The following is a 21,236-nucleotide window of genomic DNA, read 5'->3' on the forward strand; positions in this document are numbered from 1 at the left end:
CAAGAGCCCCTCCCCTGCAGGGGAGGGAGCAAGTTGCGCTTTTATTTGAAGAGGTTCACAACGCATGACTTTGCTTCGCACCACGTCGGTCGCTCTTGCGCTCGCGCTCGCGCTGGCCCAGCCCGCCGTGGCACAAACCGCGCCGAGCCATGTCCTGTCCGATGGCACTGTACCGCCGGCCTTGCTCGAAGCGCGCAAGCATATGCTCGAAGCGCCCGAAAACATGTTGACGTTCCATTCGATGGATCAGCTGTTCCAGACCCGGCCGGTGCCGCGCGCCGGCCCGATCGCCCCCCTGCCGCACAACGACGCCGCCTTGCCGCGTGCGGCGATCGGCGGGCAGACGCTGACCGAAGACCAATGGGAAGACCGGACTTACACGTCGGCTTTTCTGGTGATGCGCGATGGCAAGATCCTGCATGAAAGCTATCGCAACAACACCGATGCCGGCACACATTTCATATCGTTTTCGATGGCCAAGACATTCACCTCGATGCTTGTCGGCATCGCGATCGGCCAGGGCGCGATTCATTCGATCGATGATCGCGCCGTGCAATATGTGCCCGAACTGAAAGGGTCGGGCTATGACGGCGTGACGATCCGGCAGCTGTTGCAGATGCGTTCCGGGGTCGATTACGAGGAACGCTACGACTTCGGCGCAAACCCGAGCACGGCGGCAAAGATTTTTCTGAACGCGATTGCTGCCAACACCGAACGCTTTGCCGACATGGCGCCGCGTCTGGGGCGCAAATGGCAGCCGGGCAGCCACTTCAACTATTCGACGCTCGACACCAGCGTGCTCGGCTGGGTGCTGGAACGTGCGACGAAACAGCCGCTGGCCGAATTCATGACCCGCTATATGTGGCAGCCGATGGGCATGGAATCGTATGGTTTCTGGATGGCCGATGGTGCGCCCGGCGTGGGCCGCGAACTGAACGGCATGGGCTATAACGCGACACTGCGCGATTTTGCCCGGTTTGGCGCGATGCTGCTGGGCAATGGCCAATTCAACGGGCGCCAGGTCGTTCCCGCCGACTGGATTGCGCAAGCCACCGCGATGACACCCAATGCCGACGCCGGAACCCCGCCGCCGCCGGCCAATGTGACCAATCCGTTCGCCCGGTCGGGCTATGGTTTCCAGATATGGAAGCTGGACGCGACCGGGGCCTATACCGCTTTGGGCCTGCAAGGACAGTTCATCTATGTTCACCCGGCAACACGCACGGTGATTGTCAAATTGAGCTTTTTTCCCGAAGAGGGCTCGGCGCAGGGCAACGCCGCGATGGAAGACACGCTGGCCTATTTCAAAACCCTGACGACGTGGAAACAATAACCATGGCACGCGTCAAACGCCTGATACTTGCCGCGCTGATTGCCGCCACCCTGCCCGGTGCAGCATGGGCGCAGGCGCAAGTGCCGGTCGCCGCACAGATCGGCACCCCGCCCGATGAGCTGCTTCCGCCGGTCATCCATCACCCGCGCTTTTTTGCAAAACGTGTGACCGGGTACCTGCCGGTGCGCGACGGCACGCGTTTGCGCTACAGCGTGCTGTTACCCAGGGGCAAAGGCCCGTTCCCGGTCATCGTCAACTATTCGGGCTATGATCCCGGATCGATCGGCGGCGCGGCCTATCTTGACGACAACACCGCGATGTCGGTCAATCTCGATGCCTCGCTGGTCGCGGCAGGCTATGCCGTAGTGGGGATAAACGCGCGCGGCACGGCCTGTTCCGAAGGACAGTTCGAATTCCTGGCCAGATCCTATGGCGAGGACGGCCGCGATGCGATCGAGTGGATCGCTGGCCAGCCATGGTCGAACGGCGCGGTCGGCATGGCCAACTGGTCGTGGGCGGGCATGTCGCAACTCGCCACCGCATCCGAGCAGCCCCCGCACCTGAAAGCCATCGCGCCGGGCATGCCGCTCGGCGATGCGCGGCTCGACAGCTGGTATCCCGGCGGGGTGCCGGCGCCGGGGTTTGTCGATGGCTGGTGGGGCTATCTGCATTCGCGCTGGGCCTCGGCCGAGGCCAGTGCGAAAGCGGAGGGCGACACGAAGTGCCTGGCGCAGATCGCGACCAATGTCCGCACTGCCGAAACCAACCGCCTGCCCGCAATCCTGATTCGCCACCCGTTGCGCGATGATTATATCGAAATCCGCAACCTGGCCGCGCGCACCAGCCGGATCACCGTGCCGGTGTTTTCGATGGAAGTGTTCCAGGACGAAGCGGTGATGGCGCGGATGGGGTATTTCCAGGAAACGATCGACCCGTCGCGCCTGTGGTACCTGCAGACCAATGGGGCGCACGACCTGTATGTCTCGGCGCGGTACCGGCAGGAACTGATCGCATTCTTCGACCGCTTTGTCAAAGGGCAGGCGAACAATTTCGAAGCCACGCCGCATGTGCAGGTGTGGATCGAGGGTGCGCTGAAGGGCCCCGGCGCGGCGATGTTCGAAAACTTTACGCCGGCGCTGACGTTTTCGCATGCCACGTTTCCGATGCCGGTGACGCCGATGGCGCTCGCCTTGTCGGCGGGCGGCAGACTGGTTCCCGGCGGCGGCAAAGGCCAGGCGGACGGTTTCGACTATCCGATGCGCGGGCCCGGCGTGAACTACGAATTCGGCAAGGACGGATGGGAACCGCTGCGCGCCGGATGGCAACGCGGCACGCTAGCCTATACCACGGCGGCGTTCGACCATGACGTGCTGGCCTATGGTCCGGCGAGCGCCGACCTGTGGGTGACCAACACCAATGCCGATGCCGATCTGCAAGTCACGGTGACCGAAGTGCGCCCCGACGGGCAGGAAATGTTCGTCCAGCGCGGCTGGCTGCGGCTATCGGACCGCGCGCAGGATCCGGTAAAATCGACGGCCTTGCGCCCCTGGCCGATAGACCGGCCCGAAACGATGGTGGCGATGGTGCCCGGGCAACCGGCGCTCGCGCGGATCGAAGTGCAGAAATTTGCGCACGCCTTCCGCAAGGGATCACGCCTGCGGCTGTGGATCGACACACCCAGCCAATACGGCGGCAATCTGTTTGCGCCGCAATCGGTACCCATGCGGATCGAAGTGCTGCATGATCGCGACCACGCTTCGCGGCTGATGATCGGCACCGTGCCCAATGTTGCCATTCCCCCGGCACGTGCGGAGTGCGGCACTGTGCTTCACCAGCCTTGTCGCGCCGATCCGCTGGCCGATGGCCGTCCACCACAGGAGATTTTGCCATGACGATATCGCGCCGGAACACGCTTGGCCTGATTTGCGCAGGGATTCCGCTCGCCACAGGAGCCGCACGGCTGGGCGCGACCGAGCCACTGGCGCACGAACCCGGCGCGCCGCCCCTGCCTGCGGGCGTTGTGCCGAAAGTCTACGACCAGGTCGGGCTGGAATGGGTGATGGACATCGTGCCGTTCTGTACCGAGCCGGAATTCATGGGGCCCAAGTCCGACCAGGTGTCCGCCGATGGTGACAGGTACGACGTGTGGCCGATCATCGGCGGCACATTCCGGGGGCGCGGCATTCAGGGCACGGTTGTGCCCGGTGGCGGCGATTTTCCGGTCGTGCGTCCTGACGGTGTGGTCATTGTCGACGCGCTGTATCGGTTGAAAACCGATGACGGCTATGAAATCATCATCCACAACAGCGGCCACGGGTACACCAAAAACAAATATCGCCTGCTGCCGACGTTCAACGTTTCGGGCCGGAAATACGCGTGGCTTCGCGAATCCGTGTTCGTCGCGACGTTGACATATCCCGTGCCACCCGAAATCAGGACGCCCGATTTTGGCCCCACGGCCAACGGCCGCCTGATTCAGGTATTCCGGGTGACGTAGCCGGCGTTGTAGCCTGACCGGCAAACGCCCGCGCTCGCGTCATTCGAGCAACCAGGCCGAGGCATTCCATCGTCACAGGGTGCCATAGACCAGCTTGCCGCCAACGATGGTCGCCGATACCCGCGCGCTGGAGATCTGCTCCTTTGGCAGTTCCAGGATGTTTTTGGTCAACACGACGATATCGGCGAGCTTGCCTGCCTCCAGCGTGCCAAGCTTTGCCTCCGTATGGTTGGCATAGGCGGCAGTGCGGGTGTATGCGATCAGCGCGTCTTCCGGGCTGACCGCCTCACCGGGTTGATGGTCGTGTTTCAGGCTGCCGACCGGGCCGCGCGCGTCGTATTGGCGATAGATCCAGCGGTTTGCCGCCTGCTCGATCCCATCGATCGGACTGGGTGGCCACGAACACGGCCAGTCGCTGTCAAACACGACCGTGGCGCCGGTGTTCATCACCGATCGCCAGGGGTTGTCCATCTGGCCGGGCTTGCCGTCATATTCGCAGCAGAACGCCGGCTGGGTGCTGAGCACGACATGCAGTTTGGCCAGGCGCGGCATATCTTCCGGATTGATCCGTTCGCCATGGGTCAGCCGAAAGCGCGCGTCGTGCTGGCCATTCGCCTCTTGCGCTGCCTGATACCCGTCGAGCGCCATCTTGACCCCTTCGGGCGTCAGCGCGTGCGACACCATATAGTATCCGCGCTTGTCGAGTTCCTTGACCAGCGCATTGTAATCCGCCGCCTTGTAAAGCGGCGGCGTCGGATCGCCATCCATGAAGAATTTCACGATATTGGCGGACAGCCAGTCGTCATGCCACGTCGTGCGCGCAAGCTCGAGATCGGCAAGGAATTTGTCCGTCATGTGGTGATTGACGGCAACCGCCCCGAACGACTGGCGCACGCGCAGCGTCAGTTCGCCGCGCTTGCGGATCGCATCCCACGCGCGCAATTCATCGAGCCCACCGGTCATCGCCGCCGCGCTGGTGACGCCCATGCTGTTGAGGTAATGCTCGCCGGCCTCCAGGATCCGCACCTGTTCGTCCATGGGCATCGGCGGCAGCGCGCGTTCCATCACTTCCATCGCGGCTTCGTCGAGCACGCCGGTGGGATGGCCGCCGGCATCACGCTCGACATAGCTCTCCTCCAGCGGGTCGGGCAGCGGCTTGTCGGTTATGCCCGCGAGCGCCAAGGCTTTCGAATTCACCCACAGCCAGTGTTCGTCGACATGGTGGACGACAAGCGGCTTGTTCGGCTCCGCCTCGTCGAGGATGGCCAGCGCCGGCCCGGGATGACGGTCGAATTCGCTGCGCACGAAAATGATCGGCTCGGCCGGATGTGCAGCCGCATAGGCCTTGATCCGCGCGATATATTCGGCGCGGTTCGTATCGGGCCGGATATTCTGGAACTCGGTCGTCAGGTTGAGATGAGTGAGCGCAAGCGAACCGAACCACGGATGCGTATGATTGTCCGTAACCCCAGGGATGACCATCTGCCCCTTGAGATCGACCACTTGCGTCTTGGCGGTCCTGGTCTTGAGCACCTGGGCGTTCGATCCGACCGCTTCGATGGTGTTGCCGGTCACCGCGATCGCCTCTGCCCACTTTGGCGCAGCGGCGGTGTAGATCCTGCCGTTGACCAGGATCAGGTCGCTCGCCTGTGCCGCCACCGGCGCCACGACGGAGCCGAGCAAAAGTCCTGCCTTGAGAAATCGTTTTGCAATGTGCATCGGTTGTGTCCTGCGATCAGTATTTGATGGAGGCGTTGAGACCGATCACGCGCGGTCGCAGCGTGGACGATTTCAGGAAAAGTGCCCCTCCGTCGGTATAGCTTGCCAGGCGTGGATGCTGATTGAGCAGGTTGTTCCCGAACAGCGCCACATCGATCGTCTCGATCCTGAAGCCAAGGCGTGCGCTGAGCAAGGTGTAACTCTGCATCGGCGGGACGATCGCATTGTAACTCGATGTCGACGAATCGAGTTGCGGGGTAATCGCATGGCCGCCGATGAAATTGTAATCGAACCGCAGAAAACCGCGCCTGGTGAAAGCCTCGAAATCGTACTGCCCGCCGACCACGACCGTCCATGGCTCTTCCTGAAGCTGATCCCCGGCACGCACGATGGGCAGCGAGCCGGAATCGCCGCTGATCGTCAGAGTTTTCGAATAATGCGAATTGGTGTAGCCCAATTGCCCGGTCAGCGTGAACGCCCTGCCGATTTTCTGGGTAAGCTGCAGATCGAAACCGTTGCTGACGGCGCTGCCGAGATTGGCCGTGAATTGCAAACCGCAGTCGGGCAGGTAGACATTGCGCTGAATACCATTCCACACGACGTGAAACGCACTGACGTCGAGCTGCAACGAATTCGTCGGGCGGGTCTTGGCACCCACTTCATAACTCCACAAACTGTCGGGCGCATACCCGGTCGGCGCAGAGGAAAAGCCGCGCGCGGCCAGATCGGCCGAGCAGGCATCGCTGTTGACGGGCACGTTGCCGCCACCGACGCGATAGCCCTTGGCGGCTGTGAAATAGACCATGTCGTGCGGGTCGATTTGCCAGTTGATGCCGAATTTTGGGGAAAGCGGATGGCCCTTGCCATGGGTCGAGCCCTGCACCGTGCCAAAGTTGAACGGGCCGGTGACGTAGAAATCCGTGGTGTACCACGGGATCGCCTCACGCGCGCCGACGCTGACATGCAGGCCTTTGGCGAGTTCGTAATTGAGGTCCCCAAACACCGCAACTTCCTGATCCAGCGTGTGGAAATTCTGGAGATAGGAATATTTGTTGTCGATCAACGACTGTCCGGTCGCATCCAGCACCGAAGCGCCATAGGCATATTCGGTAATCTGGCCGAAATCCGGATCGATGATCTGTTCGTTCGCGTATTGGCTGAGGTGGCTGTAATAGGCGCCAGCTACCCAGTGAAGCCGCGCGGTGGGGTTGGACGACTGAACCCGCACTTCCTGCACAAACGAGTGGTAGCGGTTTTGAAGATTGGCATAGGCGCGGTAGTCCGGAAAGGCGGAAAGATAGGCCTCGCCCGCAAACGCACCGGGAATCACCGTCGAATAATCGGGGTCGAACGTGTTGTTGCGCGTAAAATACGACGAGTTTGAAATCACGTCGAACCCGGCCCCGTGATATTCGATCTTCAACGCCGGCAGATAGAACTGGTCATGGTCGGGCGATGTCAGCGGCTGACCCGAAACCAGCCGGTTGTGCGACGTATCCGACAGCACCTGCAGAAACTGGTTCGAATCGTTCAGCGCGGTTTTTTGCCACAACATCGATGCCGTGATGTGCAACGCATCCGATGGCGCGAATGTAACCGCCCCGCGCACCACATAAGCATCCTGCGAATTGGTGTTCCTGGCGAGAGTCTGGCCGGTAAAATAATCCTCGCGGTCGACATAACCGCCGTCGTGCCGATAATAGGCGCTCAGGCGAAATCCGATCTTGTCCTTGACCAATGGCCCGCCGATCGCCGCGCCGACTTCATAATTGGTGCCGCCGCGCGCGGTACCCGACACTTCGGCGCGGCCATATCCGGACCAGCTTTCCAGACCGGGCTGCGGCGTCAGATAGCGGATCGTCCCGCCCTCGGAGCTGCCGCCAAACAACGTGCCCTGCGGCCCGCGCAGCACTTCGACCCGTTCCAGGTCGAACAGGCGGGGATAGACGTTGCCGTTGCCATAGCCGAAACTTTTCGCCTGGATCGGCGTGTCATCGACATAAATGCCGGTCGTGCCCGACCCCACGTCCGAATTGACGCCCCGGATCGAAATATTGCTGGTGTTGCCATACGACGAGGAGAAATTCACCCCGGGCGTAAACCGGACAGTATCCTCGATACTGCGAATCCCGCGCGCGTCGAGCGCGGCCTGGTTATAAACGCTCAGGCTGATCGGCACATGGCTGGCGGTTTGCGACTGGCGCGTTGCGGTCACGACGATATCGCCGGTGTCGGTGCCGCCCGATTGCGGTGCTGTAACCGGCGCCGGCGCCGGCGCGGTACCAACAGGGGCGTTGGATGCAAGTTGCACGTCGACATGGCGTTCGGCGGTACGCGGCAGCGTCTTCAGGGTAATCACCGCACCATTGTCCGACCCGATCGTCAGGCCGGTGTTACGGATGAGCCTGCGCAAAGCCGTGCGGGCATCGAATTGCCCGACAATGGCGGGGGTACGCACCCCGCGCAGATTGCCGGCCGGCGCAACAATCTGCAAACCGCTTTGCCGCGCAAAGGCGGGAATGACATCGATCGCGTCCCCTGGCGCCAGGTCGAAGCTGCGTACCTGAGCGATCGCAGGCGTCGCCAGCGCGGGCGTCGCACCCGCGATTACCGCAAGTGCCGCGCAGAGATACAGATGACGTTTCGCCCCGACCCGTGAATTGCCCATTTACGCCTCCCTGTTGCCCCGTGCGTCTTTCAGGCTGCTCTCTCCCGGCAAAGTCCGCCAGGTTCCGGCGCTGTCATCATCGGGGCCGCACATCGCCTGCAACGGTCCCGTGATGCTTGCCTGAACGTGGCGATTTTGCTCTTCAAAACAAAGATGCATCGCGCCGGGCGTTCCTCATGCGGCGCCTGCGGTTTTTTTATCGCAGCGCTGCCCCACGAATGCAGCGCGTTCTAACAAGGGCGTCGCCGGCGCCTTGTGCGCAACGCAGCGTCAGGCCATCCGTGCTGAATGGTCGACCGGAACACCCGGGCAATCTGGCTTGCCCACCACATCCTGCCGCATGAGCCCGCACTGCGCGCGTGGCTGGTACGGCGCATCGGCCCCGCGTTCGATGTCGATGACGTGATACAGGAGGCTTATGCGATCCTGGCGACGCTGGGCAGTGTCGAACACATTCTCAATCCACGCGCCTATCTGTTCAAGACCGCAAGCTCGGTCATCCTTATGGAAGTGCGACGCGCCAAGATCGTGCCGATCGAATCGATCGAACAGGCTGGGCAACTGGATATTGCATCGTTTGAACCGCTGCAGGATCGCCAGCTTGAATCGCGCGAAGAGCTGTCCCTGGTGGCCGACGCAATTGCCGGCCTGCCGCCAAAATGCCGACAGGTGTTCATCTTGCGCAAAGTCCGCGGCCTGTCGCAGAGGGAGATTGCGCAGCAACTGGGAATATCGCAGAGCACCGTGGAAAAACACGTGATCCGTGGCATTCAGGAACTCATGACGCTATTTGGTCGTGGAGGAAAAGGGCCCCCCCGCGCATCTGAGGGTGAGGTTCCGGGCGAAACACAGCATGGCAAGGCGCGCAACGAGTTCAGAGGTCGATGAGGCGGCAGCGCAATGGGCCGCCCGTCTCGATCGCGGCCAAATCGGCCAGAGCGATCAGCAGGCGCTGGATCGCTGGCTGGAAGACGATATCCGCCATGTCGGCGCGCTGGGCCGGGCGCAGGCCATTCTTGTCCGCCTCGATATGGCGGCGGCGTTGGGCGGCGATTTTGGCGCAGAGGTCCATCGCTCCCCGCTGATCTCGCGGCGCAGCCTGCTTGGCGCCAGTGCCGCTGCTGCGGCCATAGCCGCGAGTGCCGCGTGGATCATCGGTCGGCCTCATTTTTCCACGTACACGACCGGCAAGGGCGAAGTCCGGCTGATCCCGCTGACTGACGGCTCGTCCGTTACGCTCAACACCGCCAGTCACATCGAGGTGCATCTGGGCACCCGCCGCCGGGAGGTGCGCCTGATCGATGGCGAAGCGCTGTTCGAAGTGGCCAGGGACCGCACCCGTCCGTTTACGGTCGAGGCCGGCCCCGCATCGGTCGAAGCGGTCGGCACCGCGTTTACCGTCCGCAATACGCGCGACCGCCTGATCGTCGACGTCCAGGAAGGCGCGGTCGAGATGAACAGCACCGAGGCCAGTTTTGAACCGCGCAACCTGACCGCGAACATGCGCGCAGAAGCCCATCTGCGCGATGGCATCCTGCATGTGAGCCAGATCGATGCCGCCGAACAGCAAGACGACCTGGCCTGGCGCGACGGCAAGATCGCGTTCCGCGGCGAAACCTTGCGCGAAGCCGCCGACGAACTGGCCCGCTACGGCGACACCCGGATCGTCTTTGCCGACAGTGGCGCGGCCGCACGCACGATCACCGGGTATTTCTCTGCAACCGACACCATCGGCTTTGCCAGGGCCGCCAGCGAAAGTCTGAACCTGGACATGCGCGTCGAAGCCGGAAAGGTGATCTTCACCTCCAAAGGAGCGAACTGGCATCCGACCTGATGAGGACACCCCCGGGATTTCCAAGATTTCTTGGATATTTGCGGATGTCGCGAAAGAGCCGGTGGTGGACAGGGCTGGATTCGAACCAGCGTACGCTTGCACGGGCAGATTTACAGTCTGCTGCCTTTAACCACTCGGCCACCTGTCCACACCAGACTTGCCGGTGCCGGGCCCAAAAGACCTGGCATATGCCGCGATCGCACCCGATATCGGGGGGCGAAAGCGGCGTTACCAGCCGAGCGAGGCGTCCCTTTGGCCAAGCGGGGCTTGCCTGTCAATGGGGGGGGTGGCACAGCGCGCCTGAAATTCCGTAACATTGGTCGCGCACCATTATGGCGCGTCCCAGATCCAGACGAAAGTGCCCGTGCCATGGCTCCTCCCCGCCGCCCGACCAACAGCCGTTCCGAAGTCAATTACGAAGGCGACCGCCGCGACACGTCGCTGCGCGGGCGCGCGGGGCGGATGCAGGGCGGGCGCGGATCGGGCCGCAGCAGCACCGGGGTCATCCGGCTGTGGGGGCGCCATGCGGTCGAGGCGGCGCTGACCAATCCCGAACGCGATGCCAAGAAGCTGTGGGGCACGCGTGAGGCGATCCAGGCGATGCTCGACGATCATGATGCCGATCTGCCTGCGACGCTGCCGGTCGATTATGCGCAGGCCGCAGATCTGGGCCGGATGGTTGCGCGCGATGCGCCGCACCAGGGGCTGGTCCTGGATTGTGCGCCGCTGCCTGAACTGGCGCTCGACGATGTGCTCGACGAAGCCGGCGGACGCACCATCGTGATCCTCGATCAGGTGACCGATCCGCACAATGTCGGCGCGATCCTGCGCAGTTGCGCCGCGTTCAATGTCGCCGCGCTGATCACGCAGGACCGCCACGCCCCGCCGGAATCGGGCACGTTGGCCAAATCGGCATCGGGCGCGCTCGAGCTTGTGCCATGGGTGCGCGTGATCAATCTGGCGCGCGCGCTCGAATCGCTGGCCGAGGCGGGCTACTGGCGCATCGCGCTGGATGGCGCGGGCAAGACTGCGTTTCCTGCCGCACTGCCCGCCGGGCCGATCGCACTGGTACTGGGCGCAGAGGGCGAAGGCATCCGCCGCAATGTCGTACAGCATTGCGACGCGATCGCACGCCTGCCGATCTCGGGCGCGATCGAAAGCCTGAATGTCTCGACGGCCGCGGCAATCGCGCTCTATGCGACGTCGATCCGTCCCACAGGCGATTGATACAAAAACCGCGCCGGGATGCCCGGCGCGGTTTTTTGTGTGTCACAATCTTGTGCGCCAGTGCCCGGCGTACCGAAGCCCTTCGGCGCCGGCCATCAGTTCACAGCGTCTTTGAGACCCTTGCCCGCCTTGAACTTCGGCTGAGACGAAGCCTTGATCGACATGGGTTCGCCGGTGCGCGGGTTGCGACCGGTGGATGCCTTGCGCTTGGCAACCGAGAAGGTGCCAAAGCCGACCAGACGAACTTCGTCGCCCTTGGCAAGTGCGCCGGCGACAGCTTCGAAAACGGCTTCGACCGACTTCGTCGCATCACCTTTGGTCAGGCCGCTGGCTTCGGCGACAGCGCTGATAAGATCGTTCTTGTTCATACCGGGAACCCCCCTACGTGGTGTTTTTGCAGGTCTTGTTGCGTCGGAATCATTGTGACGGACGGGGGACATGAACGGGAAACCCCGGCACTGTCAAAGGCAAATCGCTGGACCGAGGCGAATTTGTTCCCGGAATCCGGTGCATTTCGAACCGGTAAAGGGTTGCCGAAAAACAGGCGGCGCAAAAAAACGCCCAGGCAAATGCAATAACCGGTGCATCGCGCGTCATTTGGGCATGCGCAAACGAACGCACCGGACGCCGTTCATCAGGCGTCCGGTGCAATTCATCGCAAGCAATCGCGTCGATCAGTGCGCGGTAGGCGGGACGATCGCCGGGGCACCACCCGCCGTAGGCTGGCTGGCAAGATCGTCCGCTTCGGTCCATTCGATCGGTTCGGGTCGCGAAACCAGCGCCAGAGCCAGCACTTCATCGACATGGCTGACCGGGATGATTTCCAGCCCATCACGGATATTCGCCGGGATCTCGGCCAGATCCTTGCGGTTTTCCTCGGGGATCAGCACGGTCTTGATGCCACCGCGCAGCGCCGCCAGCAGTTTTTCCTTCAGCCCGCCGATCGCCAGCACCCGGCCACGCAGCGTAACCTCGCCGGTCATCGCCACATCGGCGCGCACCGGAATACCGGTCAGCGTCGAAACCATCGCGGTCACCATGCCGATACCTGCACTCGGGCCATCCTTGGGCACTGCGCCTTCGGGCAGATGGATATGCAGGTCCTTGCGGTGAAAGATCGAGGGCTTGATGCCATAGCTCGGCCCGCGCGCCTTGACGAAGCTGAACGCCATCTGGACGCCCTCGCTCATCACTTCGCCCAGCTTGCCTGTCGTGCGCACCGCGCCCTTGCCGGGCACCGTTACGCTTTCGATCGTCAGCAATTCGCCGCCGACTTCGGTCCAGGCCAGGCCGGTGACTGCGCCGACCTGATTTTCCTCATCCGACACGCCATGGCGGAATTTGCGCACGCCGGCAAAATCGGCAAGGTTTTCAGGCGTGATCGTGACTGCGCTATCCTTGCCTTCGAGAATACGGCGCAGCGTCTTGCGCGCCAGCCGCGCGATCTCGCGCTCCAGCGTGCGCACGCCGGCCTCACGCGTGTAGTAGCGGATCAGATCGCGCAAGCCCTCGGTCGTCAGGGTGAACTCACCCTTTTTGAGCCCGTGCGCCTCGACCTGCTTGGCCACCAGATGGCGTTCGGCAATCTGCAGCTTCTCGTCCTCGGTATAGCCCTCGAGCCGGATGATTTCCATGCGGTCGAGCAGCGCCTGCGGCAGATTGAGGCTGTTGGCGGTGCACACGAACATCACGTCGGACAGATCGACATCGACCTCCAGATAGTGATCCTGGAACTTTGCGTTCTGTTCGGGATCGAGCACCTCGAGCAGTGCCGACGCCGGATCGCCGCGGAAATCCTGCCCCAGCTTGTCGATTTCATCGAGCAGGAACAACGGATTCATCGTCTCCGCCTTGCGCAAGTTGGTCACGACCTTGCCCGGCAGCGAGCCGATGTACGTGCGCCTGTGGCCGCGGATTTCAGCCTCGTCGCGCACGCCGCCGAGCGACTGGCGGATGAACTGGCGTCCGGTTGCCTTGGCGATCGATTTGCCCAGGCTCGTCTTGCCCACGCCCGGCGGGCCGACGAGACACAGGATCGGGCCTTTCAGCTTGTTGGTGCGCGCCTGCACGGCGAGATACTCGATGATCCGGTCCTTGACCTTGTCGAGCGCATAGTGGTCGGCATCGAGCACCGCTTGCGCCGCGCCGATGTCTCTCTTCAACTTGCTGCGCTTGCCCCATGGCAGGCCCAGCAGCACATCGAGATAGTTGCGGATGACAGTCGCTTCCGCGCTCATCGGCTGCATCGTCTTGAGTTTTTTCAGCTCGGCAATGGCCTTGGCGCGCGCGTCCTTCGACAGCTTGAGCTTCTCGATCTTTTCGACCAGCTCGTCGATCTCGTTGGCGCTGCCCTCGTCGCCGCCGCCCAGCTCGGACTGGATCGCCTTCAGCTGTTCATTGAGGTAATATTCGCGCTGGGTCTTTTCCATCTGGCGCTTGACCCGGCCACGGATCTTGCGCTCGACCTGCAACACGCCAAGCTCGCCCTCCATGAACGACAGCACCATTTCGAGCCGGCTGAGCGGGTTGCTCTGCGACAGCACCGATTGCTTGTCCGACACCTTGGCCGCCAGATTGGCGGCAACCGCATCGGCCAGTTTGCCGGCATCATCGATTTCGCCCAGCTGCGATCCTGCGTCCTGGGGCAATTTCTTCGACAATTTGGCATATTCGCCAAATTGTTCGACAACCTGGCGCATCATCGCCGAAACTTCGGCGCCGGTTGGCGTTTCCGACTCGACCAGTTCCACGCCTGCGACCAGCAGCGCACCATGCGCGCCGGTTTCGGCATCCAGGCTGACGAGGTGGGCACGCTGATGCCCCTCGACCAGGACACGCACGGTGCCGTCGGGCAATTTCAGCAACTGCAACACTTTGGCAATGACGCCGGTGTCGTACAGATCGTCTGAATCGGGATCGTCGATACCCGGATCGAGCTGCGCGAGCAGGAAAATGTCCTTGGTGCCGGCCATTGCGGCCTCAAGCGCGGCGACCGACTTTTCGCGGCCGACAAACAGGGGAACAACCATACCGGGGAACACGACGATGTCGCGCAGCGGCAAAAGGGGATACGTTGTCATTTCAGTCCGGTTCCTTTCCCCCGACCGTTACCCTGCGCGCGCCTCTGCGCGATCGCGGGTCCCACGGCGGGGCACATCCGGGATATGGGATGGCCGCGCGCGACCCGCAATGCCCTGATGGCAAAGACGGTTGAGAAGGGTGCGGTTTCAGGGCTTGTGCGCGGATTCGCGCGCAAGATCAGGGATGATTGTGATGCAGCCGGTAATTCGGTGGCAATTTCTGAATGACCGGGTTGCCGATGAACACCGGTGCCGGCGCGGCGATCGGGGTGGGTGCAGCGGTAGACGGCGCACCAGCAGTTGATTGCGCGACAGGACCGCCAGCTTCTGCAGTCGATAACGCCGGCGCCGGCAAAGCCACAGCGTCACCGGGCGCAGGCACATCGACTTCGGGCGCAAGCGAACCATCGGCGGCCAGCGGCTTGGCAAACGGCGCCTCGCCCTCTTCGCCCTTCGCCAGCGGACCACGGCCGTGCAGCGCCTCGATTTCCTCGTACCGCGTCTTCAGGTAGGCCTGGCGATACGTCGAATAGGGGCTTTGCGTCTTGCGCACTTTGGCCAGATCGTCATCGACGATCACGCGGTAGTCGAGCGCAGTAATAATTCCGGCGCCGGCGACATAATACCGCGATTTGAACGGCCCGCCCAGAAACGCGGGCAGCGCCGCCTGGCCCAGCAACGTGCCGACCAGATCGCGCAAGGTGGTTGGCCCCACCAGCGGCAGGAAAAAGTACGGGCCGGGCCCGATGCCCCAATACCCCAGCGTATTGGCAAAGCCATTGGGCCGGTAATGCAGGTTGAACGGTTTTTTCTTGGCCACGTCGATCAATCCGCCGATCCCGATCGTGGTGTTGATACCGAACCGCGCAACGGTCTTCAGCGCCTTGCCCGGATGCAATTGCAGCATGTAGTTCAACGCATTGACCGGTTCGGTCAGGTTGAAAAAGAAATTGTGCAGCCCCGTACGCACCGGTTTGGGCAGCACATCGCGATAGATGTGCATCGCAGGCGCGACGAACACGTCATCGGCCTTTTGCATGACCGCATACGACGTCTTGTTGAACTGTATCGCCGGGTCGATTTTCTTGAGTCCGCGCTCGCCCGACACCACGATCTCGCTGGTGGCGGGCGGCGTTGTACCCGCCGGTGTGGTCGGCGTTGCAGCAGCGGGCGCCGCCGTCGTGGCCGGCGGGGCAGGATCGGGCGCGGCGGGAGATGCCGCTATCGTTCCATCGGCCGGGGGCGTGGTGTTCGGCGCCGAAGCCGGGCCAGAAACCTGAGGCGTAGTCGCAACGGCAGAAGGAACCATGGCCGACGGAACAGCGTTTTGAGCAACCTGCACGGGCGCAGACGTCTGGTCCACAGCCAGGTATGCCAATTGCTGCCCAGTGGGCGCAGGCTGCGGCACGTTCGGTGCTGGCTGCGGCACGTTCGGTGCTGGCTGCGCCAGGGTTACCGCAATTGCGGCCGAAAACACGATCAAGTACTGGTCCTTTCGCCGCCCTGCATGGGCGCGTTCGATGGGGCGAGAGAATCCCCCACCGGAATTAGTGCAAGCGCGCGCATACCCAATTACCATGAGTACGTCAAAAAAGAGTGCTGTTTGCGCCAAGCTCCCTTCGGATTGCGGCGCGACCTGTTCGCCTATCGCGGGTACAGCAAATTTCGCGCGTACGGGCGGGTGACGCGCCCTGTTGGTCCGGTCAGAACGGCAGCTTGAAGCCTGGCGGAATTCCGGCAGCCATCTGCACTTTCTGCATTTCCTGCGCGGCGGTCGCATCAGCGCGCGCGCGCGCGTCGTTGAACGCTGCGGCCACCAGGTCTTCCAGGATGCCCTTGTCCGCCACCACCACCAGGCTGTCGTCGATCGCCACGCCGATCACGCGGCCCTTGGCGGTCGCGCGGATCTTGACCAGCCCGCCGCCGGCCACGCCTTCGACTTCGATCGTGTCAAGCTTGCCCTGCGCTTCCTCCATCTGCTTCTGGATCGTTTCGGCGGCCTTCTGGGCGGCCTGGATCATATCTTCCATCGATTTCATGCGCGCTTGCTCCAGGGTTTTGTGCCGGCATCGCCCGGCGTCGCTTCGTCCAGGATCCGTGCACCGGGAAAGGCCGCCATTACGGCCTTTACCAGCGGATCGTCATGCATCGCCGCCTCTGCCGCATCGGCATCGGCGGCGCGTAATTCTTCAAGGCTCGGCTGCGCCTCTCCGGAGCCAGGAGGCCGCCGCTCGATCTGCCACGATGTGCCGGTGGCCGCCTCGATCGCGCGGCGGATATCCCCGCTGGGGTCGCCCGGCAGCCCCGGCGCCAGTTCGTAGGTCAAAGTCTGGCGCGCCAGGCTGATCACGCGCACCGCCAGTTGCATTGTCGATGCGATCAGCGGCGCCTGCGCCTCCACCCGTTCGACCAGGGCAGCCCAATCGGCCATCATTGCCTGCGGGCTGCGCGGGGCGGCAGCAACGGGCGCCTCGGACAAGGCTGCGGGCGTAACCGCCTGCACAGCCCCCTCGCGCAACAGCCCTTCGATCCGTTTTACCAGGCCACCCGGATCGGGCATTTCGCCGGCATGCATCACGCGCAACAAGGCCATCTGCGCCGCCGCCAGCGGATCGGGCGCAACGCGCACTTCGTCATGGCCCTTCATCAGCAATTGCCACAGCCGGTGCAGTTGCGCCGCGCCCAGCCCCTTGGCCAGCGTTTCGACTTCGGCGCGCTCTTCCGCACCGGGCACATCGGCGCTGCCAGTGACTTGCGCCAGCGTCACCTTGTGCACCAGGTCAAGCTGTGCACGCATCAATGCCAGCGGCTCGACCCCCAGCGCGAATTGTCCTGCGACTTCGCCGATCAGCGCCGGGCCATCGCCCGCCAAGACGGTCGCAAACAGCCGCCGCTGCATCGCCTTGTCCGCCAGGCCGAGCATGTCGCGCACTTGCGCGCCCGTGATATGCGTCACGCCGTCATCTGCATCATGCGCCAGATCGGCATGGCTGATCGCCTGATCAAGGATCGACAACCCGTCGCGCACCGACCCTTCTGCCGCCGCCGCGATCAGCGCCAGCGCTTCGGGATCGGCACTCACCGCTTCCTTTGCGCAGATCATCGCGAAATGCTGTGCCAGCACCGGCGTCTCGATCCGCCGCAGATCGAACCGCTGGCACCGCGACAGCACGGTCACGGGCAATTTGTCGACTTCGGTCGTGGCAAACAGGAATTTGACATGCGCCGGCGGCTCTTCGAGCGTTTTGAGCAGCGCGTTGAACGCGTTGCGGCTGAGCATGTGCACTTCGTCGATGATGTAGATCTTGTACCGCGCCGAGACCGCCGCATAGCGCACCGCCTCGATGATTTCGCGCACGTCGTCGACGCCGGTATGGCTGGCGGCATCCATTTCGATCACATCGATATGGCGCCCTTCGGCAATCGCGCGGCACGGCTCGCACACACCGCACGTGTCGATCGTCGGTCCGCCCTGGCCATCGGCGCCCACGCAGTTCAACGCCTTGGCGATGAGGCGCGCGGTCGAGGTCTTGCCCACGCCGCGAATGCCGGTCATCAAAAACGCATGCGCCAGCCGCCCGCGCCGGATCGCATTGCCCAAAGTCTGGACCATGGCATCCTGCCCGATCAGCTCGGCAAATGTCTGCGACCGGTACTTGCGCGCCAGCACGCGATAGGGCTGCGGCGGCTCGGCCGCGGGTGTCGCGACCGGCGCTGGCGCCGGGGTCGATTCGCCGAACATCGCCGCCTGCCCCGCCGCTTCGAGCGCGGCGGTGGTGGGTGTGTCATCGGCTGCAGTGTCGGTTACTGCGCCGAACATGTCGGTGGAATCGGCCATCAACGTATCAGGTAATGGCTCTGCCGGTGAAAGTCGAATGCCCGGCGCGGTTGGCGCGGACATAAATCACATCCGATGCAAGAAAAGGAGCCGGGCGACCCGCCGCAACTCGTTGTGGCTGCTTCCTTCCGGACCTGACCAAGTTGGCGAACGCAAACGTCCACCCGACTCCCGGCGCGGCCTATGCCGGGGTGCGGATGGAAATGCAACCCCAACCGAAATCAGCGGAAATTGTCGGCGTAGCTTTGCAGTTTCAGCCGGCGCGGCGGCGTCGGCGACACCCGCACCGCAATTGCGTTGCGATCGGCATAAGCACGCGCCTCGGCCTCGCTGCCAAAGGTCAGGATCACTTGCGCCTGCATATCGCCCGACCCTGCCCAACCCATCAGCGGATCGGGCTTTTTCGCCTCGGCCGGAGCGAATTCCAACAGCCAGTCGGCGGTCCGGGCTTTGCCGGACTGCATGGCGTTTTTCGGGCGCTGATAGATGCGTGCTGACATGGGCGCAGTTTGCCCGCGATCGGCCGGACAATCAAGTCCGTAGCTGCTTCAATCCCGCTTTTGCGCCTCGAACGCATTGCGTGTCTTCAAACTCGGCGCCTCGGTCCAGGGCATGTCGGGCCAGCGGTGGCGCGGATAGCGGCCCTTCATGTCCTTTACCACATCGCGCCACGACCCGCGCCAGAACCCCGGCAGATCCGCCGTCGTCTGGATCGGGCGGCCGCCGGGCGATGTCAGAGACAGCAGCAGCGGGCGTGGCGGCTGGCCCACGCATGGATGACGATCGAGCCCGAACAGCGCCTGCACGCGCATTTCGGCCGTCGGCCCGCCATCGTGGTCGTAATCGATCGCATGCGTGGTGCCCGCAGGCGTGCGGAACTCTGCAGGCGCCAGCCGGTCCAGCGTCTGCCGTTGGTCCCAGTCGAGCACGCCGGTCAACGCCTCGTGCAAACGCCCCGGCGCAATCGCGAAATCACGCCGCCCGTTCAGCAGCGGCGCCAGCCATTGCTCGGCATCGGCGAGCAATGCCGTTTCGCAAAGCGCGGCGATCCCGGCATAACGGGCGCGCTCGATCAGCGCGCGGCTGGCCAGTCCGAGCGGCAGCAGCGCCACACCGGAACCGCGCAGCACCGCGATCAGCTTTGCCACCACCGCCGCGCCATCGGGCGCCGGATCGGGCACCCGCGCCATGACGATCGCGCCCAGCCGGCGCTCGGTCCGCGCCTCCACCCGCGCCTCGGCGGCGTTCCAGTCGAGCGTCGTGCGCTGATCGAGCCGATGCGGCAACCACCGCATCAGGTCGGCCTCGTCCAACACCACCGCCGCGGTAATCCGCGCCCCGCGCGCCTCGCCTTGCGCATCGCCGATCACCAGCCAGCGCGCGGTGACCAACGGCGATGCCGGATCGAGGCGATACCCGCGCCCGCCTGCCGCCAGCCAGTCTTCGCCGCTGGCCGAGCGCGCGCGCGCAATGCGGTCGGGAAACGCCTCTGCCAGCAGCACCGCAAGCGGCGGATCGCCGTCATCGCCTGGCTTAACCTGCTGCAAGGCAGCCCTCGCCCAGCGCGCCGCCAGATCGCGCGCCGCACCCGCGCGCGCCGAACGATCGCCATTCCACGCATCCAGTCGCCGCGCCAGATCGTCGCTGCGCCCGCCCAGCCCGCGCTCCTGCAACAACAGCGCCAGCCGCGCCGCCGTGGTACACGCGTGCCGGCCATGCCGCGCGGCAAACAACAGCATATGCGCCAGCCCCGGTGCCATCGGCAGCTGCGCCATCGCCGCGCCATGCGGCGTGATCGCGCCATCCGCATCGATCGCGCCCAGCGCGCCCAACATCGCGCGCGCCGCGCCCAGCGCCGCTGCCGGGGGCGGATCGAGCCACGCCATCGCCGCCGCGTCGCCTGCGCCCCATTGCGCCAGCGTCAGCGCCAGATCGGCCAGATCCTGCGTCAGGATTTCGGGCGGCGCATAGGCCGCGCGCCCGGCGTGCCCCGCCTCCTCCCACAGGCGATAGGCAATCCCCGGCCCCTGCCGCGCGGCACGGCCTGCCCGCTGCGCCGCTGCCGCCTGGCTGGCGCGCGTCGTCACCAGGCGCGTAACGCCGGCCGCCTTGTCGAATTCAGCATGGCGTGCCAGCCCCGCATCGACGACGACGCTGACGCCATCGAGCGTCAGCGACGTCTCGGCAATGCTTGTCGCCAGCACGATCCGGCGGCGGCCATCAGCATCGCGGCGGATCGCCGTGCGCTGCCCGGCAGGTTCGACCTGCCCGTGCAGCGGCAGCACCAGCGCCTGGGGCAACCGCGTGGCCAGCGCATCCGCAACGCGCTCGATTTCGCGCACGCCGGGCAGGAACGCGAGCATGTCGCCATCGGTTTCGCCCCAAGCGCGCACGATCGCGGCCGCCATCGGCACTTCGATCCGCTGCTCCGCGCTGCTGCCCAGCCAGCGGATTTCGAGCGGCCAGGCCTGCCCCGCACTTTCGATCACCGGCACGGCTGCGCCGCTGCCGCGTTCGAGCAGGGCCGCAAAGCGCGCGCCATCGAGTGTGGCCGACATCACCAGCAGCCGCAGATCGGGGCGCAGCACACCCTGCGCCTCGATCGCCAGCGCCAGCGCGAGATCGGCATCGAGATGCCGCTCGTGCGCTTCGTCAAACAACACCGCCGCAACGCCGGACAAGTCCGGATCGGACAGGATCTGCGCGACAAAAATCGCCTCGGTCATCACCACGATCCGCGTGGCCGCCGATCGCTTGCTATCCAGCCGGGTGACATAGCCCACCGTCTGCCCCACCGGCTCGCCGCGTTCGTCGGCCATGCGCTCTGCCGCCGCGCGCGCCGCGACCCGGCGGGGGCTGAGCACGATCACCGTGCCGCCTTGTGTCCAGGCCTGGTCGATCAGCGCGGGCGCAACCGCCGTGGTCTTGCCCGCACCCGGTGGCGCAATCAGCACGGCGCCGGGGCCTGCCGCCAGCGCGGACAGTAAGGTATCGAGAACAGCATGGATCGGTAACCGGGTCATTCGCCTTGCCATAACCC

15 protein-coding genes, 1 tRNA gene and 1 other RNA gene are annotated in these 21,236 nt (G+C 64.1%); 6 read left to right on the forward strand and 11 right to left on the reverse strand.

Annotated elements, in window-relative coordinates:
* Positions 1-64: 64 nt before the first annotated feature.
* Genes ACOOE2_RS14090 through ACOOE2_RS14100 form a run of 3 tightly spaced genes read left to right on the forward strand, consistent with a single transcriptional unit; the run spans position 65 to position 3,830 of the window.
* Positions 65-1,333 carry a serine hydrolase domain-containing protein gene (locus ACOOE2_RS14090; protein WP_420383620.1) on the forward strand — a complete coding sequence of 423 codons (1,269 nt, stop codon included), beginning with the start codon at positions 65-67 and terminating at the stop codon, positions 1,331-1,333.
* A gap of 2 nt (positions 1,334-1,335) precedes the next feature.
* Positions 1,336-3,225: a CocE/NonD family hydrolase gene (locus ACOOE2_RS14095; RefSeq protein WP_420383621.1), complete on the forward strand. Its 1,890-nt coding sequence runs from the start codon at positions 1,336-1,338 to the stop codon at positions 3,223-3,225.
* Positions 3,222-3,830: a DUF3237 domain-containing protein gene (locus ACOOE2_RS14100; protein WP_420383622.1), complete on the forward strand. Its 609-nt coding sequence runs from the start codon at positions 3,222-3,224 to the stop codon at positions 3,828-3,830. The genes ACOOE2_RS14095 and ACOOE2_RS14100 overlap by 4 nt, the downstream gene beginning before the upstream one ends.
* A 72-nt stretch (positions 3,831-3,902) precedes the next feature.
* Here ACOOE2_RS14100 and ACOOE2_RS14105 read toward each other — a convergent pair whose 3' ends face one another.
* Positions 3,903-5,549 (reverse strand): amidohydrolase, encoded by a 1,647-nt coding sequence (locus tag ACOOE2_RS14105; protein WP_420383623.1) that lies wholly within the window; start codon positions 5,547-5,549, stop codon positions 3,903-3,905.
* Positions 5,550-5,565: 16 nt separating this feature from the next.
* Positions 5,566-8,217 (reverse strand): TonB-dependent receptor domain-containing protein, encoded by a 2,652-nt coding sequence (locus ACOOE2_RS14110; RefSeq protein WP_420383624.1) that lies wholly within the window; start codon positions 8,215-8,217, stop codon positions 5,566-5,568.
* 288 nt (positions 8,218-8,505) lie between these two features.
* On the opposite strand from ACOOE2_RS14110, the gene ACOOE2_RS14115 reads away from it, so the two are divergent.
* Together ACOOE2_RS14115 and ACOOE2_RS14120 are read left to right on the forward strand one after the other, a co-directional pair.
* Positions 8,506-9,105 carry an RNA polymerase sigma factor gene (locus tag ACOOE2_RS14115; RefSeq protein WP_420383625.1) on the forward strand — a complete coding sequence of 200 codons (600 nt, stop codon included), beginning with the start codon at positions 8,506-8,508 and terminating at the stop codon, positions 9,103-9,105.
* Positions 9,071-10,051 carry a FecR family protein gene (locus ACOOE2_RS14120; RefSeq protein WP_420383626.1) on the forward strand — a complete coding sequence of 327 codons (981 nt, stop codon included), beginning with the start codon at positions 9,071-9,073 and terminating at the stop codon, positions 10,049-10,051. Before ACOOE2_RS14115 ends, ACOOE2_RS14120 begins: the two co-directional genes overlap by 35 nt.
* A 62-nt stretch (positions 10,052-10,113) precedes the next feature.
* On the opposite strand, the gene ACOOE2_RS14125 is transcribed toward ACOOE2_RS14120, so the two are convergent.
* Positions 10,114-10,199, reverse strand: a tRNA-Tyr gene (locus ACOOE2_RS14125).
* Between the two features lie 221 nt (positions 10,200-10,420).
* Here ACOOE2_RS14125 and rlmB point away from each other — a divergent pair.
* Positions 10,421-11,278 (forward strand): 23S rRNA (guanosine(2251)-2'-O)-methyltransferase RlmB, encoded by an 858-nt coding sequence (rlmB, locus tag ACOOE2_RS14130; RefSeq protein ID WP_420383627.1) that lies wholly within the window; start codon positions 10,421-10,423, stop codon positions 11,276-11,278.
* A 95-nt stretch (positions 11,279-11,373) separates the two neighbouring features.
* Here rlmB and ACOOE2_RS14135 read toward each other — a convergent pair whose 3' ends face one another.
* The 8 genes from ACOOE2_RS14135 to hrpB all read right to left on the reverse strand — a co-directional run bounded on the left by ACOOE2_RS14135 (position 11,374) and on the right by hrpB (position 21,219).
* The gene (locus tag ACOOE2_RS14135) at positions 11,374-11,646 is read right to left on the reverse strand and encodes an HU family DNA-binding protein (RefSeq protein WP_420383628.1); all 273 of its coding nucleotides are present in this window, start codon (positions 11,644-11,646) and stop codon (positions 11,374-11,376) included.
* Between the two features lie 306 nt (positions 11,647-11,952).
* Positions 11,953-14,358, reverse strand: a complete 2,406-nt coding sequence (gene lon / locus ACOOE2_RS14140) for an endopeptidase La (RefSeq protein ID WP_420383629.1) — start codon at positions 14,356-14,358, stop codon at positions 11,953-11,955.
* 178 nt (positions 14,359-14,536) lie between these two features.
* Positions 14,537-15,835 (reverse strand): MlaA family lipoprotein, encoded by a 1,299-nt coding sequence (locus tag ACOOE2_RS14145; protein ID WP_420384620.1) that lies wholly within the window; start codon positions 15,833-15,835, stop codon positions 14,537-14,539.
* A 226-nt stretch (positions 15,836-16,061) separates the two neighbouring features.
* The gene (locus ACOOE2_RS14150) at positions 16,062-16,397 is read right to left on the reverse strand and encodes a YbaB/EbfC family nucleoid-associated protein (protein WP_420383630.1); all 336 of its coding nucleotides are present in this window, start codon (positions 16,395-16,397) and stop codon (positions 16,062-16,064) included.
* Positions 16,394-18,196, reverse strand: coding sequence for a DNA polymerase III subunit gamma/tau (locus ACOOE2_RS14155; RefSeq protein ID WP_420383631.1), 1,803 nt, complete (start codon positions 18,194-18,196; stop codon positions 16,394-16,396). Before ACOOE2_RS14155 ends, ACOOE2_RS14150 begins: the two co-directional genes overlap by 4 nt.
* Positions 18,197-18,276: 80 nt before the next feature.
* Positions 18,277-18,371: signal recognition particle sRNA small type (gene ffs / locus ACOOE2_RS14160), an RNA gene on the reverse strand.
* 46 nt (positions 18,372-18,417) lie between these two features.
* Positions 18,418-18,696, reverse strand: a complete 279-nt coding sequence (locus tag ACOOE2_RS14165; RefSeq protein WP_420383632.1) for an ETC complex I subunit — start codon at positions 18,694-18,696, stop codon at positions 18,418-18,420.
* A gap of 48 nt (positions 18,697-18,744) precedes the next feature.
* The gene (gene hrpB / locus ACOOE2_RS14170; RefSeq protein WP_420383633.1) at positions 18,745-21,219 is read right to left on the reverse strand and encodes an ATP-dependent helicase HrpB; all 2,475 of its coding nucleotides are present in this window, start codon (positions 21,217-21,219) and stop codon (positions 18,745-18,747) included.
* Positions 21,220-21,236: the final 17 nt, after the last annotated feature.

The organism is Novosphingobium sp., from assembly GCF_965214355.1.
GTDB lineage: Bacteria > Pseudomonadota > Alphaproteobacteria > Sphingomonadales > Sphingomonadaceae > Novosphingobium.

Coding starts and splice junctions, on each gene's coding strand:
- ACOOE2_RS14100 (WP_420383622.1), top strand. CDS start 3,222: ATGACGATATCGCGCCGGAACACGCTTGGCCTGATTTGCGCAGGGATT.
- ACOOE2_RS14165 (WP_420383632.1), bottom strand. CDS start 18,696: ATGTCAGCACGCATCTATCAGCGCCCGAAAAACGCCATGCAGTCCGGC.
- ACOOE2_RS14095 (WP_420383621.1), top strand. CDS start 1,336: ATGGCACGCGTCAAACGCCTGATACTTGCCGCGCTGATTGCCGCCACC.
- hrpB (WP_420383633.1), bottom strand. CDS start 21,219: ATGACCCGGTTACCGATCCATGCTGTTCTCGATACCTTACTGTCCGCG.
- ACOOE2_RS14155 (WP_420383631.1), bottom strand. CDS start 18,196: ATGGCCGATTCCACCGACATGTTCGGCGCAGTAACCGACACTGCAGCC.
- lon (WP_420383629.1), bottom strand. CDS start 14,358: ATGACAACGTATCCCCTTTTGCCGCTGCGCGACATCGTCGTGTTCCCC.
- ACOOE2_RS14090 (WP_420383620.1), top strand. CDS start 65: ATGACTTTGCTTCGCACCACGTCGGTCGCTCTTGCGCTCGCGCTCGCG.
- ACOOE2_RS14110 (WP_420383624.1), bottom strand. CDS start 8,217: ATGGGCAATTCACGGGTCGGGGCGAAACGTCATCTGTATCTCTGCGCG.
- rlmB (WP_420383627.1), top strand. CDS start 10,421: ATGGCTCCTCCCCGCCGCCCGACCAACAGCCGTTCCGAAGTCAATTAC.
- ACOOE2_RS14120 (WP_420383626.1), top strand. CDS start 9,071: ATGGCAAGGCGCGCAACGAGTTCAGAGGTCGATGAGGCGGCAGCGCAA.
- ACOOE2_RS14135 (WP_420383628.1), bottom strand. CDS start 11,646: ATGAACAAGAACGATCTTATCAGCGCTGTCGCCGAAGCCAGCGGCCTG.
- ACOOE2_RS14105 (WP_420383623.1), bottom strand. CDS start 5,549: ATGCACATTGCAAAACGATTTCTCAAGGCAGGACTTTTGCTCGGCTCC.
- ACOOE2_RS14150 (WP_420383630.1), bottom strand. CDS start 16,397: ATGAAATCGATGGAAGATATGATCCAGGCCGCCCAGAAGGCCGCCGAA.
- ACOOE2_RS14115 (WP_420383625.1), top strand. CDS start 8,506: ATGGTCGACCGGAACACCCGGGCAATCTGGCTTGCCCACCACATCCTG.